Source organism: Rhodococcus sp. no. 34, from assembly GCF_054589475.1.
This window is the reverse complement of sequence record NZ_BAAILK010000049.1, coordinates 22865-46419: the sequence shown is the minus strand read 5'-3', so window position 1 is coordinate 46419 and position 23555 is coordinate 22865. Positions and strand designations below refer to the sequence as shown.

Annotated in this window: 18 protein-coding genes; 8 read left to right on the top strand and 10 right to left on the bottom strand. The window is 63.8% G+C overall.

Annotated elements, in window-relative coordinates; translation table 11 throughout:
• The first annotated feature begins 32 nt into the window (after window positions 1-32).
• A complete protein-coding gene (locus ACYP01_RS28950; protein WP_003945107.1) occupies window positions 33-1208 on the top strand; it encodes an amino acid deaminase/aldolase in 1176 nt (391 codons plus the stop codon).
• A 46-nt stretch (window positions 1209-1254) separates the two neighbouring features.
• Here ACYP01_RS28950 and ACYP01_RS28945 read toward each other — a convergent pair whose 3' ends face one another.
• Complete coding sequence (locus ACYP01_RS28945) at window positions 1255-4698, bottom strand: TM0106 family RecB-like putative nuclease (protein WP_459683497.1); 3444 nt, start codon at window positions 4696-4698, stop codon at window positions 1255-1257.
• 83 nt (window positions 4699-4781) lie between these two features.
• Here ACYP01_RS28945 and ACYP01_RS28940 point away from each other — a divergent pair, with 83 nt between their 5' ends.
• Window positions 4782-5423 (top strand): alpha/beta hydrolase, encoded by a 642-nt coding sequence (locus tag ACYP01_RS28940; protein ID WP_208690434.1) that lies wholly within the window; start codon window positions 4782-4784, stop codon window positions 5421-5423.
• A 5-nt stretch (window positions 5424-5428) separates the two neighbouring features.
• Here ACYP01_RS28940 and ACYP01_RS28935 read toward each other — a convergent pair whose 3' ends face one another.
• Window positions 5429-6046: a cysteine hydrolase family protein gene (locus ACYP01_RS28935; RefSeq protein ID WP_030536921.1), complete on the bottom strand. Its 618-nt coding sequence runs from the start codon at window positions 6044-6046 to the stop codon at window positions 5429-5431.
• A 92-nt stretch (window positions 6047-6138) separates the two neighbouring features.
• Here ACYP01_RS28935 and ACYP01_RS28930 point away from each other — a divergent pair, with 92 nt between their 5' ends.
• The 3 genes from ACYP01_RS28930 (at window position 6139) to ACYP01_RS28920 (ending at window position 9281) form a co-directional block, all read left to right on the top strand.
• Entirely contained in the window at window positions 6139-6840 is a 702-nt protein-coding gene (locus ACYP01_RS28930; protein WP_007736157.1) for a FadR/GntR family transcriptional regulator, read from the top strand.
• Window positions 6837-8207, top strand: coding sequence for an FAD-binding oxidoreductase (locus ACYP01_RS28925; RefSeq protein ID WP_215516012.1), 1371 nt, complete (start codon window positions 6837-6839; stop codon window positions 8205-8207). Before ACYP01_RS28930 ends, ACYP01_RS28925 begins: the two co-directional genes overlap by 4 nt.
• 78 nt (window positions 8208-8285) lie before the next feature.
• The gene (locus tag ACYP01_RS28920) at window positions 8286-9281 is read left to right on the top strand and encodes an NAD-dependent epimerase/dehydratase family protein (protein WP_116058298.1); all 996 of its coding nucleotides are present in this window, start codon (window positions 8286-8288) and stop codon (window positions 9279-9281) included.
• A gap of 56 nt (window positions 9282-9337) precedes the next feature.
• Here the strand turns inward: ACYP01_RS28920 and ACYP01_RS28915 are convergent, their stop codons facing one another.
• The 4 genes from ACYP01_RS28915 to ACYP01_RS28900 form a co-directional block, all read right to left on the bottom strand.
• Window positions 9338-11125 (bottom strand): AMP-dependent synthetase/ligase, encoded by a 1788-nt coding sequence (locus ACYP01_RS28915; RefSeq protein ID WP_459683494.1) that lies wholly within the window; start codon window positions 11123-11125, stop codon window positions 9338-9340.
• A 139-nt stretch (window positions 11126-11264) separates the two neighbouring features.
• Complete coding sequence (locus ACYP01_RS28910) at window positions 11265-11963, bottom strand: hypothetical protein (RefSeq protein ID WP_003945151.1); 699 nt, start codon at window positions 11961-11963, stop codon at window positions 11265-11267.
• A 126-nt stretch (window positions 11964-12089) separates the two neighbouring features.
• Window positions 12090-12716 (bottom strand): phosphoribosyltransferase, encoded by a 627-nt coding sequence (locus ACYP01_RS28905; protein ID WP_047268986.1) that lies wholly within the window; start codon window positions 12714-12716, stop codon window positions 12090-12092.
• A 55-nt stretch (window positions 12717-12771) separates the two neighbouring features.
• Window positions 12772-13599 carry a carbon-nitrogen hydrolase family protein gene (locus ACYP01_RS28900; RefSeq protein WP_047268987.1) on the bottom strand — a complete coding sequence of 276 codons (828 nt, stop codon included), beginning with the start codon at window positions 13597-13599 and terminating at the stop codon, window positions 12772-12774.
• A gap of 102 nt (window positions 13600-13701) precedes the next feature.
• Between ACYP01_RS28900 and ACYP01_RS28895 the strand changes: the two genes are divergently transcribed.
• Window positions 13702-15477, top strand: coding sequence for a DEAD/DEAH box helicase (locus tag ACYP01_RS28895; RefSeq protein WP_003945121.1), 1776 nt, complete (start codon window positions 13702-13704; stop codon window positions 15475-15477).
• A gap of 102 nt (window positions 15478-15579) precedes the next feature.
• On the opposite strand, the gene ACYP01_RS28890 is transcribed toward ACYP01_RS28895, so the two are convergent.
• The 4 genes from ACYP01_RS28890 to ACYP01_RS28875 all read right to left on the bottom strand — a co-directional run bounded on the left by ACYP01_RS28890 (window position 15580) and on the right by ACYP01_RS28875 (window position 20219).
• Window positions 15580-17478 (bottom strand): ABC transporter ATP-binding protein, encoded by a 1899-nt coding sequence (locus ACYP01_RS28890; RefSeq protein ID WP_054831899.1) that lies wholly within the window; start codon window positions 17476-17478, stop codon window positions 15580-15582.
• A gap of 92 nt (window positions 17479-17570) precedes the next feature.
• Window positions 17571-18167, bottom strand: coding sequence for an AMIN-like domain-containing (lipo)protein (locus ACYP01_RS28885; RefSeq protein WP_007736169.1), 597 nt, complete (start codon window positions 18165-18167; stop codon window positions 17571-17573).
• Between the two features lie 56 nt (window positions 18168-18223).
• Complete coding sequence (locus ACYP01_RS28880; protein WP_007736170.1) at window positions 18224-18634, bottom strand: YchJ family protein; 411 nt, start codon at window positions 18632-18634, stop codon at window positions 18224-18226.
• A 22-nt stretch (window positions 18635-18656) separates the two neighbouring features.
• Window positions 18657-20219, bottom strand: coding sequence for a long-chain-fatty-acid--CoA ligase (locus ACYP01_RS28875; RefSeq protein WP_003945105.1), 1563 nt, complete (start codon window positions 20217-20219; stop codon window positions 18657-18659).
• A gap of 262 nt (window positions 20220-20481) precedes the next feature.
• On the opposite strand from ACYP01_RS28875, the gene ACYP01_RS28870 reads away from it, so the two are divergent.
• Both ACYP01_RS28870 and ACYP01_RS28865 read left to right on the top strand, forming a co-directional pair.
• Window positions 20482-21255 carry an ABC transporter ATP-binding protein gene (locus ACYP01_RS28870; protein WP_003945134.1) on the top strand — a complete coding sequence of 258 codons (774 nt, stop codon included), beginning with the start codon at window positions 20482-20484 and terminating at the stop codon, window positions 21253-21255.
• Window positions 21256-21259: 4 nt separating this feature from the next.
• On the top strand, window positions 21260-23555 hold a 2296-nt coding region (locus ACYP01_RS28865; protein WP_459683488.1), incomplete at its 3' end, for an ABC transporter permease.

Genomic DNA, 23555 nt, shown 5'->3' with positions numbered 1-23555 from the left:
ACTGGTCGCACGCCGCGACGATTGGATCATCTGTGACCCGGACCCTTGATCGACTCACTGCTGCCACGCGAGAACTCGACCCGCCTCTGGCTGCTCTGGATCTGACCACCCTGCGCAGTAATGCAGCCGACCTGGTGCGCCGTGCCGGTGGAACCCCGGTGCGAGTGGCGAGCAAATCGGTTCGTTGTCGGACGGTTCTGGCTGAAACTCTCGGCGACACACTGACCGCGTCCGGCGGATTCCGCGGAATCATGGCGTACTCACTGCGCGAGGCTCTGTGGCTGGTCGGGCTGGGCGCACGGGACATCCTGATGGGGTACCCGACCGCCGATCGTGGCGCCATCGCGGATCTCGCTGCCGACGACACCGCTCTCGCATCGATCACCTTGATGGTCGACGACGATGCGCAGTTGGACCTCATTCGTTCGGCGTCGACGGGAGATGCGCCTGTCCGGGTGTGTCTCGACGTCGATGCGTCACTTCGGATCGGTCCGATTCATCTAGGCGTACGACGCTCGCCGCTGCGCGAACCTGCCGCGGTCGCCGCACTCGCGGCGCGTGCTCGTCAGCGCGGATTCTCCGTCGTCGGAGTGATGTTCTACGAAGCCCAGATCGCCGGCCTCCCGGACACCAGCGCTCCGATCGGTTGGGTCAAGAAGGCCTCTGCCCGCGAACTGGCGTCCAGAAGAGGCGCTGTGGTCGCGGCCGTCACCGATGCCGTGGGTGCACTCGAGATCGTCAACAGCGGCGGTACGGGGTCGCTGGAGGTCAGCTCGGCCGATCCTGTGGTGACCGAGGTAACAGCAGGCTCCGGACTGTACGTACCGACCCTGTTCGACCGCTACCGCGCCTTCCGCCCCGATCCGGCGCTGTTCTTCGCACTGTCGGCAGTGCGCAAACCGACGCCGTCCGTCACGACCCTGTTCGGCGGCGGATACATCGCGTCCGGACCTGCCGGAGCCACCCGCGTTCCGTCACCGGTCTGGCCCGCCGGTCTCAAACTGCTCCGCAACGAAGGAGCCGGCGAAGTCCAGACGCCGGTCACCGGGAAGGAAGCCGGAAACATCGCGATCGGCGACCGCGTGTGGTTCCGTCACGCCAAGGCCGGCGAGCTGTGCGAGCGCTTCGACCGCGTGTACGTGGTCGAAGCCGACGGCACCCGAACCTCGGTTCCCACCTATCGCGGCGAAGGGCAGTGCTTCGGGTAAGGCAGTGCTTCGGGTAAGGCAGTGTTTCGGGTAAGACAGGCTTCGGCTAGCTCGTCAGCCTCATGAACGCGCCCAGTTCGACCAATCCCGCAGGCGTACTGGGCATGTACTGCGTCAACGCGTGCGATCGAACGATGATCGCGCACCACTTGCTGCGTGAGACAGCAACATTGAGACGGTTTCGCGACAGCAGGAACGACATCCCTCGCGGGACGTCCTCGACGGCAGATGCGGCCATCGACACGATTGCCACCGCAGCCTCGCGGCCCTGGAACTTGTCGACGGTCCCGACCTCGACCTCCGTGAGACCGGCCTCGGTGAGATCGCGCTCGACGGTGCCCACCTGGGCGTTGTACGCCGCGACTACGAGAATGTCCGACTGCTCCAGCGGCCTGGTTCCCTCGAACTCGCTCGGGTCGGTCCAAGGCGTACCGAGAAGGCCCTGGATCTGGCGAACGATTTCCTGGGACTCTTCCGGGGAGTAGGTGGAATTGCCGCGGTGATCGACGAACACCGTGTGTACTCCGGCAGCGAGTCCGTCGAGTTTTCTTGCCGCACTCACGGTTTCCTGGGAATGCAGCTTGCCCTCGTACGACAATGCGGACACGGGCGCACACAGATCCGGGTGCATCCGCCACGTTTTCTCGAGGAAGTAGCCGAGTTCGGGTGGCAGTGCGCCGTGTCCCTCGGCGAGCCAACCGAGTGCCGATTCGTCGACCGGTTCGGGGTGAGTGCCTTGGCTCACCTGCGGCAACTGCTGCGGATCGCCCAGCAGCAACAGGTTTCGCGCGGAAATCGCGACGGCAATGGTGTTCGCCAGCGCGAATTGGCCTGCTTCGTCCACGACGAGCAAGTCCAAGCTGCCCGCTGGAACACGATCGGTGTTCGAGAAGTCCCACGCAGTGCCGCCGATGACACAGCCGACGCCTTCGGCCTCGGCGATGAATCCCGCATATTCTTCGGATGCGATGTCCTGCCATTCTGCGGTCTTGCTCCGGCTGCCCTTCTTCGCGACCAGTGCAGGGTCCACGCCGGCTTTCAGAATGCCGCCGAGCATGTTCTCGACCACCGAATGTGATTGTGCCACCACTCCGATTCGCCACTGATGTTGTTCGATCAGTGTCTTGACGACACGAGCGCCCGTGTAGGTCTTGCCCGTACCAGGGGGACCCTGTACTGCCACGTAGGAATCGTCGAGGTCGAGAAGTGCGGCGGTGATGGCCTCCGCGTAGTTGTTGTCGGTCCCGACGGGAGGGAGCGGTGAACCCGAGCGTGTCCTCGGGGTGCTGCGCCGGAGAATGTCGACCGCTGCGACGGGTGGCAGTTCGGGCAGGATCTCGCTGGCGGCGGCTGCGGCAGCGGCGATCGACTTCTCCATACGTCCCGTGGGAATCGGACGACCAGGTGCCAACGCGACTGGGGTATCGAGGTATTCGTCACCGCCGAGCAGTTCTTCGACGGTGACCACGTCGAGCCCTTCGGCCTTGACCACGGCGGTGACCTTGACGCTGCTGGTGCCGCGTTGGGTGGGGTTCTCGCTTGCAACGGCATCCGGGGAGGGGGTTGCGTAGAGCGCGAAAAGATCACTGCCCGGGCTCAAAGACGTTCCGGTGCCGAAACTTCCGGTCAACTGGATGTGGCGACGAAACTTCTTCTGCCGCGGGGTGCTCTTGTGCCAGTCCGCTTCGATTTCGGACTGCTCGACCACCATGACGTCGCGGATGTCCACCAGGTCTTCGATCGGTGTGACCAATCGGTCGAAGTGGGCCCACCAGTACGGCTTCCGCTCGCGATTGTGGTATCCGACCGCTGCGGCCAGTAGAGCAGCTGCCTGCTGATCGGGGGTACGCGTCGAACCTGCCTTGTGTCCTGCGAATTCGCGGAGCGCGATCTCCGATTCGGTGAGCTCCTCGAGTGGAATCTTGATCTGCCCGGTCGGCTCACGAAGTTCGACGCCGTGTTCGGCGGCGCGCTCCGCAAGCCAATCACGCAGGCGCAGGGTGGATTCGCAGTCGTACTCGTTGTAGTCGGAGATACCCTGAAGAAGTTCCCGGGCCTGGTCGGCTTGTCCGCCGTCGCGCAATTCGCAGTAGTCGGCATAGGCGACGACCGAAGCGGCGGCATTGGTCACGTCGCCGTCGCGGCCGTGCTCACCCATGTAGAGCGGCTCGAGTTTCTTGATGCTGTACGAGCGTTGTCCGATCCGCAGGCACGCGCGGACGATCGGGTACAGGTCTACGAGCACGTTCTCGCTGAGCAGCGTGTCCACGGTCTGCTCGCCGACACCGTGACGTGCGGCCAAGCGCAACAGCGCCGATTTCTCGTACGCGGCGTAGTGGTAGATGTGCATGCCTGGATGAGCTTCTCGACGCGCGGTGACGTAATCGAGGAAGTCGAGGAGCGCCTGGCGCTCGCCCTCGCGATCGTGTGCCCAGAACGGCTTGAACACGTAGTCGTCCGCAGGCCCTTCGACCACACCGAACAGATACTCCAACCCCCAATCGGTGGACCCGTCCTCGGCCCAGAGCGGATCGCCCTCGAAGTCGAAGAAGATGTCACCGTCGTCGGGGATGGGGAGTCCGCCGAGCGCCGAGGGTTCGTAGACCTCGAATTCGGCGTCGCCGGACAGTTCCTGGCGTAGTTGAACCGCGGCCTGTGCACGGAGTTTGTCGAGTGTTTCCCGGCGGATGCCCTCGACTGGGCCGGTGCTCGCGGCGAGTTCGTCGATTGTCGTGATCCCCGAGACGATCAGCTGTTCACGCTGATTGCCGCGGACGCCCGCAACCAGCAGCAGGTCTCGATGGCTTTCGACCTCGACGCTGCAGGTGTCGCATCGACCACAACGCAGGTACCGATCGTCGAGCCACTGTGTCGGTTTCCCCTCGGCGCGGTGCTCGTCGAGGACTCGTTCGAGTTCAGCTCTACGTGCCGCGAATACCGGCGCGATGTCTCCGATGTCGTGCGACGACGTGCTGCCGTCGCCTAGCAGTAGATGAACTTGATCGGAGGCGGCGATTGCATTGCGCTCCAACGCATCCGCGTATGCGGCGAGTTGTAGAAGTGCCGACACCTTGGCGTGCCGGGAGAGCTTGCTGTCGTAGACCGCGTAGGTGTCGCCTTCGCGGACGAGGAAATCGCAGAACCCGAGGAAACGGCCGTCGAAAAAGGTTCCCTGATAAATGACTGGCGCGCCCGATCGTGCTGCCTCGACGGTGGCCAACGTGGCAGCGGTCAGGCCTGCGCGTGAGTGTTCCGGTCGCGGCATGACGACGACGCCGTCTCCGTGCTGATCGATGAACTTCTGAAGCTGTTCGCGCTCGTGCGAGTCGCCGAGGCTCGACGTCCGCTCGAGCATCGGATCCGCCTCGGCGGCCTCGGCCGCGATCAGACCGGTTCGGGCGTCGAGTTGCCGCAGCAGTGCGAACTCGCACGAGGCCGCAGCCGAGAGGTCGCTGGCGCTGTAGACGATCTGATCATCGAGTAGGAACACAGGGCGATTGTGCCATCGCTCACCGACAAGGCAACCCACCAGTAATCGCCCACGAGCCGCGGATACCGGTAGCGGCGTGCAGAATGACGATCATGCCTTTCTTCGACGGACGAACCGGTCAGGTGCACTTTCGGCATTGGCCGGCGGCAGGGGGCGCGGTGCCCACGGTGTCACTGGTCTTTCTGCACGGTCTCGGTCAGCACAGCGGCCAGTATCACCGCTTCGCGGGCGCAATGACGGCGTCGGGGATAGACGTGTGGGCGATCGATCACACCGGGCACGGTTTGTCGGAGGGTGATCCGGGAGTCGGGGCTCCGCTCTCCGATCTTGCCGCCGACGCAGCAACGCTCGCTGACATCGCCTTGGCGGAACTGCCCGAAGTCCCGCAGGCGGTGATGGGCCATTCCTTGGGTGCGGTGACGGCGCTGACGATGCTGGCTCATCGCGATCACGATTTTGCCTCCGCAGTGCTGTGCGGCATTCCGCGCAGTGCGGTCGAGCAACACGGGTGGGCGGAACTCTCCGACGCGGGCATCCCAGTCCTGGTCGTTCACGGTACCGACGACCGGATCGCCCCGGTCGATCCCGTCCGGGACTGGGCGCGGACGCTGCGCAACGTCGAGATGCGCGAGTTCGAGGACGCCGGTCACGACCTGCTGCACGAGAAGGTTCACGCCAGTGTCACCAACGTCAGCCGTGAATTCCTTCTCGCGCATTCCAGGTAGTCCTCTCAGGAGAGCGCGCCGAGCACCTCTTTCGACGTGACGGGATGCGAGAACATCGGGTAGTCGTAGGTGATCGCGTTCTCGTGTTCGGCGACCGAAGTTCCGGCTACACAATCGGTGAGTGTGATGACCCGGTAGCCGTTCTCGTATCCGGTGCGCATGGTCGATTCGACGCAGCAGTTGGTCAGGAAACCGCCGAGAAGGATCGTGCGAATTCCTTTGCTACGCAGAATGAAATCGAGGTTGGTGCTGGCAAAAGTGTCGAGTCCACGCTTGCCCTCGATGACGATGTCGCCGTCTTTCGGAGTGAGGTCGTCGACGATAGCGGCGCCCCACGAACCCTTCACGAAGGCCTTTCCGTCGACGACGCCCTTGAGGATTCCGTACGGATGCGACGTGATTTCGTTGTACCCCTCGGCGAAGGTGATCGGTGCGTGCATCACGGTGACACCCGCCGCCCGGGCCGCATCGACCAGCGCGGCGGTGTTCGCGAGGAGTCCGTTCGATTCCATGACTGGTGCGACGGCCTCGTGGAGGACACCGCCTTCGGTGGTGAAGTCGTTCTGGTACTCGATGAGCACGACGGCGGTGGTCGCGGGATCCAATTCGAGCTTGTCGGTCATGGTCGGCACCTTCTCTGTTGTGGTCCGGGTCACGAATCTCCTCAATTAAACAGTTTGTCAGACAAGCAGGCAAGGGGTGGTAGCGTCGCGGCATGGATACGACTCCGTTGTCGCGCATGCCGCTCAGCCTTGCCGTGTCGGGACGAATCCGCGCTGCCATTCTCGACGGTTCACTCCCGGTCGGTGAGGCATTGCCCACCGAACAGGAACTTGCACAGACGTTCTCGGTGGGTCGATCGACGGTCCGTGAGGCCCTTCGGGTTCTGCAAGCGCAGGGATTGTTGACCGGCGCGGACACCACTTCTACTGCCAGGCCTCGGGTGACGCACGAGCATACGGCCGATTCCGCGGCCACAGCTCTCAGCACGGCGTTGCAGGTGGGTGCAGTTCCATTGGGCGATCTTGTCGAATTGCGAGTGCTGCTCGAAGCTGCTGCGCTGCGCACTGTCGTCGCGGTGCCGAACGGCGCCCGGGATGCGATCGAGCGGATGCGCGTCGCAACCCTTGCCGACGACTCGGTCGCATTCCACGACGCCGATGTCGACTTTCACGTTGCGCTGGCCGGAGCCGGCGGGAACAAGGCGTTCGGGTTGGTCATGACGGTTCTCCGCGACAGCATCGCCGGCTACCTGCTGAGTGAACTCGACTCGCGCGAGAACTCGGCGGCCACGCTCGGCGCACTGTTGGCAGAGCACGAGGGTATCGCTGACGCGATCGAGCGCGGCGCAGCTGACGAGGCCGCCGTTTTGGTCGAGCGCCATGTGCGCGGATTCTACGAAGGACGAACACAATGACCACGAGTATCGATCTGTTGGATGAACGCTTGCAGAAAGCGGTGGGGGACAGGGCGACAACCGATCCCGACCGAATGGGCGCGTACGTCCGGGATCAATCACTGCTCACCGCAGCCGGAAGGCCCGCCGCGCTGGTCAAGGCGAAGACGGTCGACGACGTCGTTGCGGTCATGACGGTGGCCCACGAACTCGCCGTTCCGGTGGTGACACGAGGGGCGGGTACCGGGTTGGCCGGCGCTGCCAATGCGCTCGACGGATGCATCGTCCTGAGCGTCGCGGGCATGGATCGCATTCTCGAGATCGATCCTGCCGCGCGCACCGCCACGGTGGAGCCCGGAGTGATCAACGGTGACCTGGCGGAAGCTGCTGCACAGCAGGGCCTTTGGTACGTACCGGATCCGGGAAGCCGGTCCATCTCGAGTATCGGCGGCAATCTGGCGACAAATGCAGGCGGCATCTGTTGCGCCAAGTACGGCGTCACCGGTGATCACGTTGCGGCCCTGACGGCGGTACTCGCCGACGGGCGTGTTATCCGTACCGGTGCACTGACGCGCAAAAACGTTGCGGGGCTGGACCTGACACATCTGCTCGTCGGGTCGGAGGGCACTCTCGCGGTCATCGTCGAAGCCACGATGCGGTTGCGTACGGCGCCCACTGCCGCGACCACTGTGGTCGCCTTCTTCGATTCCGCGGAGTCCGCGATCGATGCCGTCCTCGCCGTGTCGGCAGTGGCCGAACCGTGTCAGATGGAGTTGATGGACGACGTCACCATCGGCGCCGTCAATCGGCTGACCAAGATGGGGCTGGACGAATCGGCCGGGGCGATGCTGCTCATCCAGTGCGACGGTAGGTCGGCGGCCGCCGAGGCAGCGGACTGCGCCGCGGCGTGCGAAAGTGCCGGGGCCCGAGAGGTTTTCCACACCGACGATCCGGTGGAAGGTGAAGAGTTCACCGCCGCGCGCCGCATGGCCTTGCCGGCTCTCGAGGCGTTGGGCACGGTACTTCTCGACGACGTCGCGGTGCCGGTGCCGGCGTTGCCGTCCATGTTGGAATGCATTCGTGAAGCGGCCGATCGCCACGGCGTCACGATCGGAACCTTCGGTCACGCCGCCGACGGCAATCTCCACCCGACCATCGTGTTCGACGCTGCCGAATCGGGTGCGCAGGATCGTGCGCGCGGAGCTTTCGACGACATCGTTGCCGGCGCACTGGCGTTGGGCGGAACGATCAGCGGTGAACACGGTATCGGGGTTCTCAAAGCGCCGTACATGGCGGACATGGTCGGCCAGACCGAACGCGAAATGATGCTTGCAGTCAAGGCCGCATTCGATCCGAAGAACATTCTCAATCCCGGACGAGGTATCTGAGCGGTTCGTTCGTGCCTCAGTCGCCGGAAATTGCGCTACCAGACGAACGTGTTGCCGCACGACGCTTTTCAAGTGACGATGGCCCTCATGAAGCTGTTGATGCTCGGAGGAACACGGTTCCTCGGCCACGCTCTCGTCGATGACGCTTTGGTCCGGGGCTGGGAGGTGACAGTGCTCCATCGTGGGCTCACCGGAGCGCCACCACCTACAGCGGAGGTCCTGTTCGCGGATCGCACCGATCAGCGTGCGATGGTTGATGCGCTCGGTGATCGTCGATGGGATCTTGTCGTCGACACCTGGTCGGGTAGCCCCCGAGTGATCGGGGAAAATGCGCGCGTCTTACTCGGTCACGTCGACCGGTACGCATACATCTCCAGTGGATCCGTCTACCAATGGGGCTTGCACGTAGACGAGACCTCACCAGTGGTGGCCGCATCTGCAACCTCCGATGACTACAGCGATTACGCGTCCGCCAAACGCGGGGCCGAACTCGCTGTCCTGGAATCCTTCCCGGACGCGTTACTCGCGAGGGCAGGGTTGATCCTCGGCCCGCGCGAGGACATCGGGCGGTTGCCGTGGTGGCTGCAGCGTATCGCGGCGGGCGGACGTGTCGTTGCTCCCGGAGTGCCGACCAGACCGTTGCAGTACGTCGATGCCCGCGACATCGCAACCTTTGTCCTGGCCGGACTGGCCGCCGGGATCAGCGGGGCATACGACGTCATCAGCCCGTCCGGCCACACCACTACCTCCGGACTCCTCCAGGCGTGCGTGGTTGCCACCGGTTCGGACGCTGAACTCGTGTGGATCGACGAGGACAGGCTGGCGGCCGCTGGAGCGCAGCCGTGGACACAACTTCCGTGTTGGGTGCCGCAGGAGGGTGAGTTCGCGGGCTTCCTCGAAGCCGACACCGCCAAGGCGGGGCAAGCAGGGCTGCGGTGCCGGCCCGTCGAAGACACCGTGCGCGATACCTGGGAGTGGATGCAGCGGGAAACTCTGCCGACTCAGCGGGAGGATCGTGCGGTGCACGGCCTTCCATCCGAGATCGAAAAGGAACTACTCTCCGCCGGACAGTGAAACGAGTCTGGCCCGGTTCGCATTCGAACCGGGCCAGACTCGTGAAAGACGATCGATCAGGCGTACAGGTCGCTGATCTTGGTCTTGTGAGCTTCGTGAATGATGTTGCGCTTGAGCTTGAGCGTCGGCGTCAATTCACCGGTCTCCTGGGTGAAGTCGACCTCGAGGATCGTGTACTTCTTGATCTGCTCGGGGTTGGAGACCTTCTTGTTGGCGTCGGCAACGGCCGAGTCGATCTCGGCGATCAGATCGGCGTTCTTCACCAGATCGGCAATCGCGGTGTTCGCGGGCAGGCCGTTGCGCTCGACCCAACCGGGCAGTGTTTCCGGATCGAGGGTGATCAGTGCACCGATGAACGGCTGACCGTCACCGACCACGAGGCACTGGCTGATCAGAGCGTGCGCACGCAGGGAATCCTCGAGGCCTGCCGGTGCGACGTTCTTACCGCCGGCGGTGACGATGATTTCCTTCTTGCGGCCGGTGATCGAGACGTAGCCCTCGTTGTCGATCGATCCGAGGTCGCCGGTGTGGAACCAGCCGTCGACGATGGATTCGGCAGTGGCCTTCTCGTTGTGCCAGTAGCCGGCGAACACGACCGGGCCCTGCAGGAGGAGTTCGCCGTCGTCGGCGATCCGTGCTGCATGGCCGTTGATCGGCTTGCCGACGGTGCCGACGCGCTGCGCGCTCGAGGTGTTGACGGTGATTGCGGCGCTGGTCTCCGTGAGTCCGTAGCCCTCGTAGATCGGGATGCCGACGCCGCGGAAGTAGTGGCCGAGGCGCGCGCCGAGGGCTGCGCCACCGGAGACTGCACGCTCGCACTCGCCACCCAGAGCTGCGCGCAACTTCGAGTAGACGAGCTTGTCGAATACCGCGTGCTTGAGCTTGAGTGCCAGTCCGGGGCCACCCTTTTCGAGGGATTCGCTGTATTCGATGGCGGTGGCAGCAGCCTTGTCGAAGATGCTGCCCTTACCGCCGTCGACTGCCTTCTGGCGAGCCGAGTTGTACACCTTCTCGAACACGCGGGGCACCGAGAGGATGAAGTTGGGCTTGAAGCCGGCGAACTGCTCGAGCAGCGTCGTCAGGTCCGACGTGTGGGCGACGGTGACCTTGGCGTCGAAAGCGCCGAAGGAGATCGCTCGCGCGAATACGTGGGCAAGCGGCAGGAACATCAGAGTCTTCTTGCCGGGGACCATGGACTCCGGCATCGCCAGGCGGCAGGCGTTGGACTCGGCGTAGAAGTTGGAGTGCGTCAGCTGGACACCCTTGGGGCGTCCGGTGGTTCCGGAGGTGTAGATCAGGGTCGCGGGCGAGGCAGCGGTGACCTGGTGACGACGAGTATGCAGTTCTTCGTCGGTGATTGCCGAACCGCGACTGGACAGCTCGTCGATCGCACCCGACTCGATGACAAGAACCTCGCGGAGGGCTTCTGCGCCGTCGGTGACTTCCTTGTGAGTCTCCGCGTGCTTGGCCGTTTCGACGACCAGAAGTGTCGTCGCTGAATCCTCGAGGATCCACTGCGCCTGATCAGGGGAGGAGGTCTCGTAGATCGCGACGGTGCATCCGCCGGCAGTCCAGATGGCGTAGTCGAGAACGACCCACTCGTAGCGAGTCGCTGACAGGATAGCGACGCGGTCGCCGAGCTCGACACCTGACGCGATCAGGCCCTTGGCAACTGCGGAGACCTGCTTCGCGAATTCAGCTGCAGTGACGTCGACCCATCCACCGTTCGACGGCCTCTTGAACGGCACGAATGTGGGGTCTTCTTCGGCGTGACGGAACACGGAGTCGGCCATGGATACGTTCTCCGGAATTGAGAACGACTGTGGAACTGAGAACTCGCGCACTATTGACCCCTCCAGTGACTACTGACATTTCTGATGTGCATTGCATCACATTAGTCGTCATTTTGCACTGTCGTTACTATTCGGTAGAACTGGTCGGGCGCTGACCTGCAGTTTAGTGTGACCGCCTGTTTACAGGTACTCAGGCGACGTGTTGGAGCGTGCGGCCGTGCACGGACAGCCACCGCCGAATTGCGTAGTCCAATCGGTCCGGATCCACTCCGAGTTGCTCTGCAGTAGCTGCAAGGATCTCCGAGGTGTCTCCCGGCAACTCGGTGGTGCCGAGTGTCGCGCTGATGAAGGTGTCGGCAGCGGTCCCCAGATCGGTGTGCGGAATTCCGGCCAACATCAACAGGTGGGCCCAGGTCACTTCGGAACCGTCTCCGCACGCGTCCACCCAGGCATGGTGAACGGCTTCGAGAGCGTTGTCGGAATCGGCGGCCGACAGCAGGTCCTCGACGCTGTTGATCCGCAAGTGATGGAGTTTCTCGGCGACCTGTTGGATGTGCCGTGCCTCGATCGGGACACCCGTCGCCGTGTAGCGACGCTTGTACGAGCCGATCTTGCCTGCCCACTGGTCCGAACTGCCGGCTTCCTCGAAGGTGCGGAGTAGTTCGCGTGCGCCATCCGTGACGGGTTTGTCCTCGCGAGCTTTCCTGTACGCCAGGTAGCGATCGACGACGGTCACTTCGCTGTGGCCCGACGTGGACTGAACGGATTCGATGATGCACAGGGCGAGGCTCTGTCGATAAGCGTCTGACGCAACCCAGGCGGAAGGGTCGCCCAGGCGGTCACGGCACGCAGCTGCGACGGCGTCGACGGTATCGGTCGAGATGGTCACGGTTCCTCCAGAAAGCCGAATTCTTTTTGTTCCATTTGGGCTATCGGCACCGAGGAGCGAAATGTTGCACACATCACAAATTCTCAGAGATCTCTTGGACTGTGCTCAGGCTGGAGAGGTGTGCACTCAGGCGAGGAAGGACAGCACTTCGTCGTCGCTGAGTTGATGAAAGTCCTCGAATGCAGCACCGACGCCGCCTAACAGGGCAGGAACGAAGGGGCAGACGACCCGATCGGCGGAGCACGCGATCACTCTCATGGCTTCGGGGGAGGCTACTGGGACCGCGACGATCACGGCGGCAGCACCCGCGGTGCGCGCGCATCGGCAGGCAACCGCGGCACTCGCGCCCGTAGCCATTCCGTCGTCGACGATCACCGCAGTGCGTCCGTGGAGGGAAACCGGGGTCCGTCCCTCGCGCAGGAGATGCGCCCGCCGTTCCAATTCGGTTCGCTCGTCGCGTTCGACGGCGACGAGTTCTCTTTTCGAGACGCGAACCGCTGCGATGACGTCGTGGTTGAGGACCCGCACGCCGCCCTCACCGATAGCGCCCATCGCCAGTTCCGGGTTGTGCGGACTGCCGAGCTTGCGCACCACCACGATGTCGAGCGGAGCGTTCAGTGCCGCAGCCACCTCGGCTGCGACCGGAACTCCGCCGCGCGGGAGTCCGAGAACGACGGGCTTGTCGATACGCAAGGTCTCGAGCCGCCCGGCCAGAAATTTGCCGGCGGAAGATCGATCCCGATACTGGGTCACTGCGTTGTCCTCGAGAAGCTCGAACCCCGACCAGTTCGACGCTACTCGCTGCAGGTCACCGCGACGAGACTGTGAACCTCCGCAGCGCGAGAGCGGGATTCTTCTCGCGTACCTCGGCGATGCGAGCAGCCGAAACGAGTGCGGTGGCGACCCCGACCTGCTCGCCAAGTGAACACATCACGACGCCCATCGGGTCGACGATCATGCTGACCCCCGCGCCGCCGCGCGCGCTCTGATCTGCCGCTGCGATGTACATCGTGTTCTCGATGGCTCGGGCGCGCACGAGAGTGGTCCAGTGGTCTTCCTTGAGCGGCCCCGGCACCCACTGGGCGGGCAGGAGCAAGATGTCTGCGCCGACGTCGACGATGCGCCGGGTGACTTCCGGGAAGCGCAGGTCGTAGCAGGTCTGGAGGCCGAAGGTCAGGCCGTCGCACCCGAAAGTCTGCGGTTCGGTGATCTCGCCCGCGCGGATCACGGCCGACTCCTGGTAACCGAAAGCGTCGTAAAGATGCAGTTTCCGGTAGGTCGCCACCAGTTCGCCGTTCGGGTCCATCGCGACGAGGGTGTTGGAGATTCTGCTCACGTCGTCGATCCGCTCGTTCATTCCTGCCACGAGGAAGATTCCGAACTCCGCGGCGACCGACGCCAGCGCCGAACCGAATTCGCCGTCCAGGTCCTCCGCGGACTCGATCAAACGCTCATCCGTCTTCGGTGCGGTGAACATCGAGTATTCCGGCGCCACGACAACTTTCGCGCCGCGTGCTGCTGCATCGGAAGCCAGTGATCGCAGTGATTCGAGGTTGGCTTTCTTGTCCGTCCCCGGGGCGAATTGGGCAATCGCGACAACGGTCTGGGAGGGGGTGGCTGCGGTGGCTTCGGTCATGCTTCCTACGCTAGGCGAAACCCGCTGGGAGGGTGGATCTGTCGTAAAAGCACCCCCGGTATGTCGTCGTGTCTATACTCTATCCGCTAAACTGCTGGTCAAATGAGTGATATTGAGCGTGACCCCGAACCCCCAACATTTGCCGACCTCGACATCGATGATCGGGTACTGAAGGCACTGTCAGACGTGGGCTACGAGTCGCCCTCGCCCATTCAGGCTGCCACCATTCCGCCGCTGCTCGAAGGCAAGGACGTCGTCGGTCTCGCACAGACCGGTACCGGCAAGACCGCAGCCTTCGCGGTTCCAGTCCTGTCGCGGATCGACACGTCGATCAAGCAGACCCAGGCGCTGGTGCTTGCTCCCACGCGTGAGCTGGCGCTTCAGGTTGCCGAGGCATTCGGCAAGTACTCCGCGCACATCCCCGGACTCAACGTGCTGCCGATCTACGGTGGCCAGAGCTACGGCGTCCAGCTGTCGGGCCTGCGCCGCGGCGCACACGTCGTCGTCGGTACCCCGGGTCGTGTCATCGACCATCTCGAAAAGGGCACCCTGGATCTGACCAATCTCAAGTACCTCGTTCTCGACGAGGCCGACGAGATGCTCAAGATGGGGTTCCAGGAGGACGTCGAGCGCATTCTCCGCGACACCCCCGGCGACAAGCAGGTCGCCCTGTTCTCCGCAACGATGCCCGGCTCGATTCGCCGGATCTCGAAGCAGTACTTGAACAATCCGGTCGAGATCACCGTCAAGTCCAAGACGTCGACCGCCTCGAACATCACGCAGCGCTACATTCAGGTTGCTCATCAGCGCAAGCTCGATGCACTGACCCGAGTCCTCGAGGTCGAGGCATTCGAGGCGATGATCATCTTCGTCCGTACCAAGCAGGCCACCGAAGACCTGGCGGAGAAGCTGCGGGCCCGCGGGCACTCGGCTGCCGCGATCAACGGCGACATCGTCCAGGCACAGCGTGAGCGGACCATCGGTCAGCTCAAGAACGGCGCCCTCGACATCCTCGTCGCGACCGACGTTGCCGCTCGAGGCCTCGACGTGGATCGAATCTCCCACGTCGTCAACTACGACATCCCGCATGACACGGAGTCGTACGTCCACCGCATCGGTCGTACCGGCCGCGCCGGTCGTCAGGGTGACGCGTTGCTGTTCGTCGCCCCGCGTGAGCGTCATCTGCTCAAGTCCATCGAGAAGGCGACCCGTCAGCCGCTTGCGGAGATGCAGCTTCCCAGTGTCGACGACGTCAACGCCCAGCGCGTGGCCAAGTTCGGTGACTCCATCACCGAGAGCCTGGCCTCGGAGAATCTCGCGATGTTCCGCAAGATGATCGAGGACTACGACCAGGAACACGACGTTCCGCTCATCGACATCGCTGCCGCTCTGGCGTTGCAGTCGCGCGACGGCGAAGCATTCTTGCTTTCTCCCGAGCCGCCGGCACCGCCGCGTCGTGAGCGCGAGCCTCGTGAACCACGTCCTCCCCGTCGTTTCGACGATGGCCCGGCCCCGCGCTCGCGTGGGCCCGAGGGCCAGGAGCTGGCCGCGTACCGCATTGCAGTCGGCAAGCGTCACCGCGTCGTTCCGGGTGCCATCGTCGGTGCCATCGCCAACGAGGGTGGGCTTCGTCGAAGCGACTTCGGGCACATCAGTATTCGTCCGGATCACAGCATCGTCGAGCTGCCGGCCGACCTCTCCAACGAGACTCTCGAAGCTTTGCGTCGCACACGCATCTCCGGCGTCCTGATCCAGCTGCAGCCTGATTTCGGGCCGCCGCAGGGACGTCCGAGTGGCCGTGGCGACCGTGGTGGCCGGGACGATCGTGGTGGACGTGACGACCGCCGCGGTGGCGGACGCGATCGCTACAACGACTGACATACAGCTTCAACGACTGTCATGAAGACTGAAACAGGCGCTGCCCTCCGCGCGGGAGGACAGCGCCTGTTTTCTGTGTGGGGGGCAAGGCGTTGCGCGGTGTCAGATCGGCGTCGGTGCGAGGGCGCCGTTCTTCCGGGCGTTGGTGTCGAACTGCGTGCGGTACAACTCGGCGTAGCGGCCACTGCGCGCGAGCAGTTCCTCATGGTTGCCGCGCTCGACGATCTGGCCTGCCTCGACGACAAGGATCAGGTCCGCGGAACGGATCGTCGACAACCGGTGAGCGATCACCACCGCAGTCCGCCCGGCGAGTGCTTCGCCGAGTGCTTCCTGAACCGCAGCTTCCGACGTCGAGTCGAGATGCGCGGTGGCCTCGTCCAAGATGACGACGCGAGGCTGGGCCAGGAGCAGGCGTGCGATGGTCAGGCGTTGACGCTCGCCGCCCGAGAGGCGGTAACCGCGTTCACCCACCACGGTCTCCAGTCCGTCGGGCAGCGACGCAACCAGGTCGGTGAGCCGTGCGCGCTCCAGAACCTCACGCAGATCTTCTTCGGTGGCATCCGGTCGCGCGAGGAGCAGGTTGGATCGAAGGCTCTCGTGGAACAGGTGCCCGTCCTGCGTGACCATGCCGACGGTCTCCCGGATGGAATCGGCACTGAGGTCGCGGACGTCGACGCCGCCCAACTCGACCGAACCGGAGTCGATGTCGTAGAGGCGCGGAATCATCTGCGCCACGGTCGACTTTCCGGCACCGGACGTGCCGACCAAGGCGACCATCTGTCCTGCTTCGGTGCGGAACGACAGGTCGTGCAACACGTCCTCGCCGCCGCGGGTGTCGAGGATCGCGACTTCCTCCAGGGACGCGAGAGACACCTTGTCCGCGGATGGGTAAGCAAAAGTGACGTTCTTGAACTCGACGGACACCGGGCCCTGCGGCACCGTGCGTGCATCGGGCTTCTCGGTGATGAGCGGCGCCAGATCGAGAATCTCGAATACCCGCTCGAAGCTGACCAGGGCGCTCATGACGTCCACCCGGGCGCTGGCCAGTGCGGTCAACGGCGAGTACAGCCGCGTCAACAACAATGCCATCGCCACGACGGCGCCGGCGTCCAACTGTCCGCGCAGCGCGTAGAAACCGCCGAGTCCGTAGACGAGGGCAAGAGCAAGGGCCGAGACCAGCGTCAGCGCTGTGACGAAGACGGACTGCAGCATTGCGGTCCGGACTCCGATGTTGCGCACACGCCTGGCGCGAACCGCGAACTCCGCAGATTCTTGCGACGGGCGGCCGAACAGCTTGACCAGAGTCGCGCCGGGAGCGGAGAACCGCTCCGTCATCTGGGTGCTCATGAGCGAATTATGGTTGGCTGCTTCACGATTGAGTGCTGCAAGTTTTGCGCCCATGCGCCGTGCGGGGATGACGAAGATCGGGAGAAGTAGCAGCGCGAGGACGGTGATCTGCCAGGAGATCCCGAGCATGACGATCAGCGTGATCACCAGGGTGACCAGATTGCTGACCACTCCGGACAAGGTGTCGCTGAAGGCGCGCTGAGCGCCGATGACGTCGTTGTTGAGACGGCTGACCAGTGCTCCGGTTCGAGTTCTGGTGAAGAACGCGATGGGCATCTTCTGGACGTGATCGAAGACGGTGGTGCGCAGATGCAGGATCAGGTCTTCGCCGATGCTGGCCGAGAGCCACCGGGTCAACAGGCCCAGAGCGGCTTCGAGAAGTGCTACCAGTGCGATCAGGGCGGCAAGTTTGACGACCACGTCGACGGCGTCGCCGCCGACTATCGCGTTGACCACACGCCCGGCCAGGACAGGTGTTGCCACGGCAAGCGCAGCAGTGACGACACTCAGTACGAGGTACCAGCTGAGGTTGCGTTTCTGTGGAACTGCGAACGTCGCGATCCGCTTCAGTGTCGCCTTCGAGAACGGGCGCCGATCTTCTTGCGCGTGCATCGCGTTGTACATCGCGTTCCACGCGGTGACTTCCATACTCATGACTTCGCCCCTCCGGTCGCCGGCCACGAAGATTACGTGGCCGGTACGACACGAAGGTAGAACCTCAACCAAACTTCAGGTCAAGTGCGGCCTCAGCGGGCCACGTCGACCACCACGCGAGGAGGGTCGCTGAGCGTCGTGACCGTGAACGGCTGCTTCTCGGTCACGCCGATGAACGACTGCGTGACTCCCTCGAAGACGTTGGACCCGTTGACCTCGGTCACGACTCCGCCGACGCCGGGGACCGGGTTGGGGCCGGAGTACTGCTCGACTCCGCTGTCGAAGGGATATGCGGAACCGTCGATCAGGACCTGGATCACTGCGGCACCCTTGATGTCCACGGGCTTACCGCTGCCTTCCTGCGTCGCCGCGTCGACGTACTTGACGCGCCAACCGGGTGTGCCGGTTCCGCCCATTTCGTAGACGACACGATCGAATCCGTCGTGCTCGCCCACTCGGATGTCGACGACGGTGAGCTTGGATTCGGTGCCCGCAGCCGACGTCTTGTCGGAGCTGTCCGTCGGGACTGGTTCTGTGGTCGACGCTGCTGCACTCGAGGTCGAGGTCGAGGTGACGGCCGAGGTGGCTGCCGTGGGAGTGGTCTCCGCGTCCTGCGAACAGGCAGTCAGGCTCACGCCCACTGCGATGGCAGCGACAGCGGCAAATGATCTCGTCCGGTTCGTTGTCATGACTCGATCGTAGGGCTCGCGTTATCGGGATCCGCGGCGGCGGTGCCCGGAGTTACCTAACCGATATCGCCGTCGACATAGAGCCACTTACCCTCTGTTCGCGCAAATCGACTGCGTTCGTGGAGCATTCCCCGCTCGCGTCCGAATGTGTAGTGAGCGCGAAATTCCACGACGCCGTCGGAATCGAACAGCCCGCCCCGTTCGGTGTCCAGGATCTCCAACCGGAGCCATTTCTGGTCGGGGTCGAGATCGAGTTGGGCTGGGCGATGGTCGGGATGCCAAGTCTGCGTGAGATATTCGTCGTCCATCACAGCGAAAGCCGTGTAACGCGAACGCATCAGGGTTTCGGCGGTCGGTGCGTGCGCTACTCCGCTGATGTACTTGCCGCAGCATTCGGCCAACGCGTTGCCGCTGCCGCACGGGCACGGATCGGTCGGATTGGGTGTGGTGGGGCGGCGCGAAGTCACCGCCCCATTACAGCACGCGAACTCAGACCAGTTTGTGTTCGCGGTTCTCCCAGTACGGTTTGCGGAGGTCGCGTTTGAGGATCTTTCCGGTGGGATTGCGGGGAAGAATCTCGACGACGTCGATACTGGTCGGGCACTTGAACTTTGCGAGGCGTTCCTGTGTATAGGTGATCAGTTCGGCTTCGTCGATCTGCGCTTCGGCAGTGAGAACCACGACAGCCTTGACGGTTTCACCCCAACGGTCGTCGGGAACGCCGATGACCGCGACCTCGGCGATTGCCGGATGCTCCACCAGTACTCGTTCGATCTCGGGGGAGTAGACGTTCTCGCCGCCGGTGATGATCATGTCCTTGAGGCGGTCCTCGATGAAGACGAAGCCGTCGGAGTCGGCGCGGCCCATGTCGCCGCTACGTAGCCACCCGTCTGCGGTAATCGTTTCGGCCGTCGCCTCGGGCTTACCCAGGTATCCGGGTGTGCACTGTTCGGATCGCCACCACAGTTCACCGGTCGTTCCGGTGGGCACGTCCTCGAGCGTGACGGGGTCCACCACGCGCATCTCGACGCCGGGGATCGCCGTACCTGCCGATGCCATGCGCTCGACCTGCGACTCGTCGCGGTGAACGTCCGGCATCAACGCGGTAATGACGCCTGCCATTTCGGTCATGCCGTAGACCTGCACGAATTCGGTGTCCGGCCACGCTGCGAGTGCCGCGCGCAACAGTGGGAGCGGCATGGGGGCGGCGCCGTAGGTGATGCGTTTGAATGCTTTGAAGGCGGCGACCGCCTGCTCGCCTGCGGCCAGGACTCCGGCAATGACCGGTGGGACGAGAAAGGCGATGTTGGCTCCGGCGGCGAGACCGGCGAAGATCGACGGTCCGTCGGCTTCTCTCGTGAAGTAACAGCGGCCACCGGTGTGAATTGCCATGATGGCGTAGCACGTTCCGCCGACGTGGAACATCGGCATCGCGATCAAGAATCGGTGATCCTCGTGGGCCGGCAGGATTTCGAGGACATTGTTGCTGTGCGCGAACAGGTTTCGATGCGTGAGCTGGACACCCTTGGGGCGACCGGTCGTCCCGGAACTGTAGAGAACCAGAGCGGTGGCATCGGGGCTCACCTCGGGGCGGGAGTGCAGCGGTGTGACCTCGTCGATCCACGGCTCGAATTCGTCGTGTTCACCGCCGACGGCGAAGATCGATTCGACGGCCGTCAAGCGGTCTCGCATCGCGACGACCTGGGGGAGTAGTTCGCTGCCGACGAACAGAATGCGAGCGCCACAGTCCGCGAGAACGTAATCCAGCTCTTCGCTCGAAAGTCGCCAGTTGGGAACGACATTCGCGGCGCCGAGTAGTGAGGCGGCGTAGGTGACTTCGAGACAGGACAGATGATTCTTGTCGACGAACGCGACAGTGTCGCCGGCGCCGATGCCTGATTCGGCGAGGGCGGCGGCGATACGCAAGATGCGGTCCCGCCACTGAGCCCACGTGAATTCGGTCCCTTGGAAGGTCATCGCTGCTTGATCAGGCTTGACCGTCGCCCAGTGCTCTAGCCGATCGAAAATGATTCCAGCGGTGGCGTCGGACATTCGGCCGCCTCTCTCGTGTGATTGGTGTCACAAGGTTAATGTGCGCCCGGTCTTCGTATCGCTGTTTCCAGTCAATGCGCACAAGCAGGAGGGGTCGCATTCCCCCGACCCTGACCGGCTCGGCCGCAGATATCAGGGTGGTCCCCGATGGCGGGCGCGCCCGCCACCCGACAGGATGGAACCAACCATTGCGGGCGTCCGTGTTTTCACGGGCGCCCGTCACGCCCGCAAAGTAGCACCGAAGTGAACAGGAAAGGCGATCATGAGTTCGCACGCCCAGGATGTCGCGGCCCGCGCAGTCGGCCTGTCCAAGACCTACGGCACCGGAGATACCCAGGTGCACGCCCTCAGTTCGGTGTCCGCAGATTTCGCCCGCGGTGAGTTCACGGCGATCATGGGGCCGTCCGGTTCCGGTAAGTCGACGCTGATGCATTGCCTCGCCGGTCTGGATTCCGCCAGTTCGGGTTCTGTTCTCATCGGTGACACGGAACTCACGACGCTTTCCGACAAACAGATGACCCAATTGCGACGCGATCGCATCGGTTTCGTTTTCCAGGCGTTCAACCTGGTGCCGACGCTGACGGCGCTCGAGAACATCACGTTGCCGCTCGACATCGCGGGACGCAAAGCGGACCCGACCTGGTTGAACAGCGTCCTGACCAAGCTGGGTCTCGGGGATCGCCTCGATCATCGGCCGGGAGAGCTCTCGGGTGGTCAGCAGCAGCGTGTGGCGTGTGCGCGTGCGCTGGCGGGTCAGCCGGAGATCATCTTCGGCGACGAGCCGACCGGAAACCTCGATTCGAAGTCCTCCGGTGAGGTGCTCTCGATCCTGCGGGCGGCCGTCGACGAGTTCAACCAGACCGTGGTGATCGTGACGCACGATCCGCGGGCAGCGGCGTATGCCGACCGGGTGGTGTTCCTCGCGGACGGCAAGATCGTCGACGAATTGCGCGAGCCTACGGCGGATTCGGTCCTCGACCGGATGAAGCGTCTGGACGCTCCGCAGGCGGTCGTGAACGTGGAAGCCGGGGCTTGAGCACATGGCTTCGGTAAGCAACTCGCCGATGCGCAAGGTTTCCCTGCGCAACTTGGCGGCACACAAGGTGCGACTTGCGCTGACGGTTCTCTCCGTGGTGCTTGGCACGGCTTTTGTCGCGGGGTCGTTCGTTTTCACCGACACCCTCCAGAAGACTTTCGATTCGATCTTCGAGAACACCGCCCAGGGCGTCGACGTCCGGGTATCGATGGAAGAGCGCAACACCAGTGGCGTTCCGGTCGAGGATGTCGACAAACTTGCCGCAGTCGACGGCGTCCGAGCGGTAGCCCCGGCCGTCAGTGGACAGATCGTCCTGATCAACGCAGACGGCGGCGCTGTTCAGACCGGCGGCGCGCCGAGTATCGGGCAGTCCTACCTACCGCCGGGCCAGGCGATTGCCGAACCCGACACCTTCGTTGAGGGCTCGCCTCCGACGCAGACCGGTCAGGTCGCGCTGAACACCAGCGCCGCCGAGCGAGCCGGACTGAACGTGGGGGACTCCGCCAAGGTTCTGGCACCGGCCCGCGGAATCGTGGACGTGACGTTGTCCGGCATCTACGAGGGGGCGGGCAGTGACACCGGCGGGTTCATCGGCGCGCTCTTCACCGACGAGCAGGCCCGTGGACTCTTCACCGACGGCCAACACGTCGAGTACATCGACGTCGCGGGCGACGGGGTGTCGCAGACGGAACTGCAGCAACGCGTCGAGCAGGTTTTCCCCGATCTCAAGGTGCAGACCGGCGACCAGGTTCGTGAGGAGACCAAGGCCGAGGTCGACTCGGCGCTGAGCTTCATCAACTACTTCCTGTTGGCGTTCGGCGCGATTGCTCTGCTCGTCGGAACGTTCATCATCTACAACACCTTCTCGATGATCGTGGCGCAGCGTCTTCGTGAGCTGGCGCTGCTGCGTGCGATCGGTGCGAGCCGAGCGCAGGTCGGCCGTTCGGTGGTCACCGAGGCGCTCGTGGTCGGACTCATCGGCAGCATCATCGGTCTGCTCGGCGGTATCGGTCTCGCCTACGGATTGCGCAGTCTGCTCAACACATTCGACGTCGGTCTGCCGGAAGGCCCGCTCCAGGTGGGTGCCCGCACGATCATCGTCGCGTTGGTGGTCGGCGTCGTCGTCACGACGCTCAGCGCTTACGCCCCGGCTCGTCGTGCGTCGAAGATCCCGCCGGTGGCGGCCATGCGTGAGGAGTTCGCCTCCACCGGTGACTCACTGCGAGTGCGGACGTTGATCGGTGCGATTCTCGGCGTGATCGGTGTGGCACTGCTCGTGTTCGGCTCTCGCGGTACCGGCGGCGGCGCGGCGCTGATCGTCGGCCTCGGTGCGTTCTCGTTGATCATCGCGGTGCTTCTCGGGGCTCCCGCGCTGTCGCGGCCGATCGTCGGCGCGCTCGGTGCCGTGTTCGCCAAGCCGTTCGGTGCCATCGGGCGATTGGCTCGTACCAATGCGGTGCGCAATCCCCGTCGCACGGCCGCAACGGCATTCGCGTTGACTCTCGGTCTGATGCTGGTGACGGTCATCGGAGTGTTCGGTTCCTCGGCCAAGGCGAGCATCAATGCTCTTGTCGACGTGGGTGTTTCGGCCGACTACATCCTGACCGGTCCCAACGCGATCGGCGTGCCGCGAGGTGCGGCCGACGCGGTCCGACAGGTGCCCGACGTGCAGAGCGCGACGTCGTTGCACGGAGTGCGTGCGAAGGTCGACGGTGAGGACGAGCAGGGCGCTTCGTTCGACGGCCCGATCGAAGGCGTGCTCGAGTACAAGATCCTCGAGGGCACGGTCGATCTGACCGGCAACAACATGCTCGTCTCGAAGTCGACTGCGGACGACAAGGGTTGGACTGTGGGCTCGACCCAGACGTTGACCGGTCCCGGCGGCGTCGAGTACCAGACGGTTGTCGCGGGAGTGTTCGAGGACAACCAGCTGATCGGCTCGTGGATCGTCTCGGACGAGGCGTATCGGAAGCTGATGCCGGCCGAGAGTCTGCCGGACTTCGTGGTTCTGGTGAAGGCGAAGCCTGGCGCGGATCTGACAACGCTGCGATCCGAGCTCGAAACGGCCACGGAGAAGTACGTCGTCGTCCAGGTGCAGGATCGTGAGGAGTTCAAGGGAACTCAGGGCCAGCAGATCAACACGTTGTTGGCGATCCTCTACGGACTGCTTGCACTCGCGGTCGTGATCGCAATCCTGGGCATCATCAACACCCTGGCACTCTCGGTGGTCGAGCGGCGACGAGAAATCGGAATGCTGCGAGCTGTCGGCATGCAGCGCGGACAGATGCGACGCACGATCT